The sequence below is a fragment of the Bifidobacterium mongoliense DSM 21395 genome, from assembly GCF_000741285.1.
In the GTDB taxonomy this organism is placed as follows: domain Bacteria; phylum Actinomycetota; class Actinomycetes; order Actinomycetales; family Bifidobacteriaceae; genus Bifidobacterium; species Bifidobacterium mongoliense.
The window spans coordinates 1-4222 of sequence record NZ_JGZE01000015.1; the positions used below are offsets into that span (position 1 = coordinate 1).

The window sequence follows — 4222 nt, forward strand, 5'->3', positions numbered from 1 at the left end:
GGTCGATGCACTCCCGTCCGGAACCCATGAAAACCCTCGCCCGCCGGATCCGTCGTCACTGGCGGGACATCCTCACGTATTTCGACCACCGGTGCACCAACGCGATCCTCGAGGGATTGAACGGCATCATCCAACACATCAAAACCCGAGCCCGCGGCTTGCGCAACATGGACCACTTCTCCACGATGATCCACCTGACCTGCGGCAAGCTCGACCTGGCCACCGTCACCATATAACCAGCCCACCCACACCAAACAGCGAAAGGCCCATTTTCTGGCAGAAAGGTTGCATTATTGTGACTACGGTTGTAAACTAATAAGTGTTAGGAGACTACAAACGTAAACTTAGAATTCACTTAATGGAGGAAGCCAATTGAAGGATGCAAAGAATGTAACCATCACCGATTCTGAATGGATGGTTGTGAGAGCAATTTGGACAATGGGACATGCGACTAGTCGTGAACTAATCGATGCTATGAACGAATTAGAAGGCTGGTCAGCTTCAACAACCAAAACGCTACTTCACAGGTTGATTCAAAAACAGGCGGTTGCGCAGCATGGCGGCAGTCGACCATTCACGTATAAGCCGGTTGTTGGCGAGAAGGAATCAATGGCGGCAGCGGCAGATGATTTGTTTGACCATATGTGTGCGATGCGGGCTGGTTCAACAATTGCCGGCGTTATTCAGTCAAGGGAACTCTCACGGGCGGATATTGCGAACTTACAGGCGATTCTAGCTGAAAAGGCCAAAACAGCGCCCGAGGAAGTTCAGTGTAACTGCTTGCCAGGTGATCAAACGTGTTAAGACTGTGGTGTTCTGTCTACTTTTAGGATTGCTGCACAAAAATCCAGAATCTGGGATTTCTGATGGCGGAAATTTATGAATTTTTGTCGTAATTCTCATTCATATAGTGGCATGGTGCTCCGCAAAGCAGAAGCCTAAATATAAGAACCTGGTGGAAAAATCCCGAGCCCGGGGATTTCCACACAAGGAACTTATATTCCGGCTTCTAACCGCTTTGCTACGCACACTTATTTTTAGGGGGTCGATAATCATGGCAAATAAAGAGGACCATATGAACATGAAAAACATGAGTGCTAAGAATATGGAAAATAATGAATCAAATATGAGTCATATGGATCATGATGACATGAAAATGGATCACGATATGACCGAAACGGATCATAATCAAATGAACATGGACCACGATATGGCCGAAATGGATCATGGTCAAATGAACATGGATCACAGCCAAATGAACATGAATCACGAAACTATGAATATGAGTGGGATGAATCACGGTGATATGGATATGGCTGGGACCGACATGATGATGCACGGTGGCTCAATGATGCATATGGGGAATTTGAAAGTTAAATTTTGGTTCTCCGTTGTCTTAGCGATTCCAGTTTTACTGTTAGCACCAATCATGGGTTTAAACGTTTCCATCCTTAGTTTCAGTTCACCGCTAATTGTTGGCATTATCATCGTTTTGTTTGATACAGCACTTTACTTTTATGGCGGAATGCCATTTTTAAAGGGGGCTAAAGCGGAAATTCAGGATAAATCTCCTGAAATGATGACGCTAGTAACCCTTGGAATTTCAGTTTCGTATTTCTACAGTTTGTACGCATTTATTGCCAACAACTTCTTGAACCCGGAAAATCATGTAATGGATTTTTCGTTCGAACTTGCAACCCTGATTTTAATTATGCTTCTAGGACACTGGATTGAAATGAATGCATTGATGGGGGCTGGGGATGCCTTACAAAAGATGGCGGCCCTGTTGCCTAAGACGGCCCATCTAGTTACAGATAATGGTGAAACAAAAGAAGTGCCAGTATCTGATTTAAAAGTTGGTCAAGCTTTCCAAGTGCGTTCAGGTGAGAGTATTCCAGCCGATGGTGTTATTACGGCTGGGGAGTCGACCGTGAATGAAGCACTGGTAACCGGTGAATCTGCTGCCGTTACCAAGAACGTTGGCGATAAGGTCATTGGTGGTGCAACCAACAATAACGGGACGCTAACGGTTAAAATTAGTGGTATTGGTGACTCCGGCTATCTTTCTCAAGTAATGAAAATGGTTCAAAATGCCCAGCAAGCTAAATCTAAAGCAGAAGATAAAGCTGATTTAGTTGCCAAGTATCTATTTTACGCGGCATTTGGTGTTGGGATTATTGCTTTCTTTGCCTGGTTACCCCAGGGATTGGCGACTGCAATGACGATCATGGTGACCGTCTTCGTGATTGCTTGCCCGCATGCATTAGGATTAGCGATTCCATTAGTGGTTTCTCGTTCTACTACGATTGGCGCTCAAAATGGGCTATTAGTTCGAAATCGCCAAGCCATTGAAGCAAGTCAACATGTTAGCCACGTTCTCTTGGATAAAACTGGCACGTTAACAGAAGGTAAATTTACGGTGAATGCATTGATTCCAAATGATGGGATTGACGAAACAACGTTATTAAGCCGACTGGCCGCCCTTGAAAATAATTCGACTCATCCGCTGGCCCAAGCAATCATTACTGAAGCCCAAGCGAAGGACATTGAAGTCGTTGCGGCTGAAAAGTCTCAAAATATTCCGGGCGTTGGTATTTCCGGTAATGTTGATGGCACTGACTATACGATTGTTAATGGTAACTATTTAACGAAGCAAGGGATCAGGTTCGACGAGGCCGCTGCTGATAAATGGGCTGCTAAGGGTAATTCCGTCAGCTTCTTATTGCAGGGCACCCAAGTTCAAGGAATGGTTGCTGAAGGCGACACCATCAAAGCGGGTGCTAAGGAATTAATTAGTGGTCTTCAGAGGCGAGGAATTACCCCCGTAATGCTCACTGGCGATAATCCAAAAGCCGCGGAACACGTTGCTAACTTACTAGGATTGACTGAATTCCATGCAGGCCTATTACCAGATGATAAGCAAAAGGTTATTGCTGATTATCAAGCAAAGGGCAATCACGTCATCATGGTTGGTGACGGCGTAAATGACGCACCAAGTCTTGCCGCGGCCGATATTGGAATTGCAATTGGCGCCGGAACCGATGTTGCCATTGATTCCGCTGATGTTGTGTTGGTTAAATCAGAACCCAGCGATATTTTACATTTTCTTGATTTGGCTAAAATCACAAATCGGAAAATGGTTCAAAATCTCTGGTGGGGAGCAGGCTACAATGTTTTCGCAATTCCACTCGCTGCCGGTGTGTTGTCATTTATTGGAATCATTCTAGACCCAGCCGTTGGTGCTGCGGTCATGGCGATGTCGACAATTATCGTGGCAATTAATGCGATGGGATTGACCGGTGAAAAGATTAAAAACGTGTAATTAAGTGATCACAAAAAGAGGAGAAAGATCAGCTGGTAGTCTGGTCTTTCTCCTCTTTATGATCATCATGTTAATTACTTATCTGGTTGCTCAGTTAATTTCGCCAATTTTTGATGCAGCCTAATGTCATATTGCCTGGTAATTGGCATTAACACCGCGACCACCCCGCAAATGGCAGCACCGATTCCTGCAATCACAAATAGGCGTTCAATGCCAATCACATCAGCTAGGGGACCGGCAAAAATTAAGCCAATTGGTCCAGCTAGATTCAACAAAGAATTCAAAACGCCTAGAATCCGCCCTAACTCTTCTGCTGGATAACTTTGTTGAATCATTGCCATTAAAAGCGTTGTAAAAAATGGGGTCGCCATTCCTTCAATGATGTTTAAAGCTGCGAACTATAAAAATCCGGTTTGGTTACCTGGCAAAATGCCGCTAATACCGGTTGGAATGCCAACCAGGAAAAACGCGATGATTACGGGCTTCATCCGGTCCTGCCACTTACCAAAGAGGCCAATGATAGTGCCGCCGATTAGCATGCCAGTTGAATAAATGGCTTCAATTAAGCCAGCCTGACTAACGGTTCCCTGAAAGTATTTCATGGTCATGAGTGGATACATGCTGGCAGCAGGCATGTAGGTTAGTGTGAAGACGGCGCCGATCAACGTAATGATGTGGACTGGGTTTTGTTCCTGATTTCCCCCAGATAAGGAATGATGGAATTATGAGTACGAGATATGCCAAGGAGTTCAGGGACCGGGCCGTCAGGCTGTTGGCCGAGTCCCGGGGGAATTACGCGTCGGAGACGAAGGCGTTGCAGGGCGTGGCGAAGGATCCGGGTGTGGCGGCGGAATCATTGCGCCGCTGGCAGGCCAAGGCTGATACGGCAAGCACGGCGGG

Annotated in this window: 4 protein-coding genes and 2 pseudogenes; 4 read left to right on the forward strand and 2 right to left on the reverse strand. The window is 45.8% G+C overall.

Going from position 1 to position 4222, the window contains the following annotated elements:
* From BMON_RS06520 to BMON_RS06525, 3 genes are all read left to right on the forward strand, one after another.
* A partial coding sequence (locus BMON_RS06520) for an ISL3 family transposase (protein ID WP_034885363.1) occupies nucleotides 1-236 on the forward strand: 236 nt, incomplete at its 5' end.
* 136 nt (nucleotides 237-372) lie between these two features.
* Nucleotides 373-804 carry a CopY/TcrY family copper transport repressor gene (locus BMON_RS09650; RefSeq protein WP_033495530.1) on the forward strand — a complete coding sequence of 144 codons (432 nt, stop codon included), beginning with the start codon at nucleotides 373-375 and terminating at the stop codon, nucleotides 802-804.
* A 271-nt stretch (nucleotides 805-1075) separates the two neighbouring features.
* Entirely contained in the window at nucleotides 1076-3322 is a 2247-nt protein-coding gene (locus BMON_RS06525; protein WP_202805456.1) for a heavy metal translocating P-type ATPase, read from the forward strand.
* A 74-nt stretch (nucleotides 3323-3396) separates the two neighbouring features.
* On the opposite strand, the pseudogene BMON_RS10260 reads toward BMON_RS06525, so the two are convergent.
* Nucleotides 3397-3708: pseudogene (locus tag BMON_RS10260) on the reverse strand (MFS transporter); the annotation flags it as partial.
* A 12-nt stretch (nucleotides 3709-3720) separates the two neighbouring features.
* Nucleotides 3721-3930, reverse strand: a complete 210-nt coding sequence (locus BMON_RS10265) for a hypothetical protein (protein ID WP_202805458.1) — start codon at nucleotides 3928-3930, stop codon at nucleotides 3721-3723.
* 116 nt (nucleotides 3931-4046) lie between these two features.
* Here BMON_RS10265 and BMON_RS10005 point away from each other — a divergent pair.
* Nucleotides 4047-4222: pseudogene (locus BMON_RS10005) on the forward strand (IS3-like element ISBlo10 family transposase); the annotation flags it as partial.

Excerpts from the sequence above, each read along its gene's own strand:
- BMON_RS06525 (WP_202805456.1), top strand. The coding sequence starts at position 1,076 with ATGAACATGAAAAACATGAGTGCTAAGAATATGGAAAATAATGAATCA.
- BMON_RS10265 (WP_202805458.1), bottom strand. The coding sequence starts at position 3,930 with ATGACCATGAAATACTTTCAGGGAACCGTTAGTCAGGCTGGCTTAATT.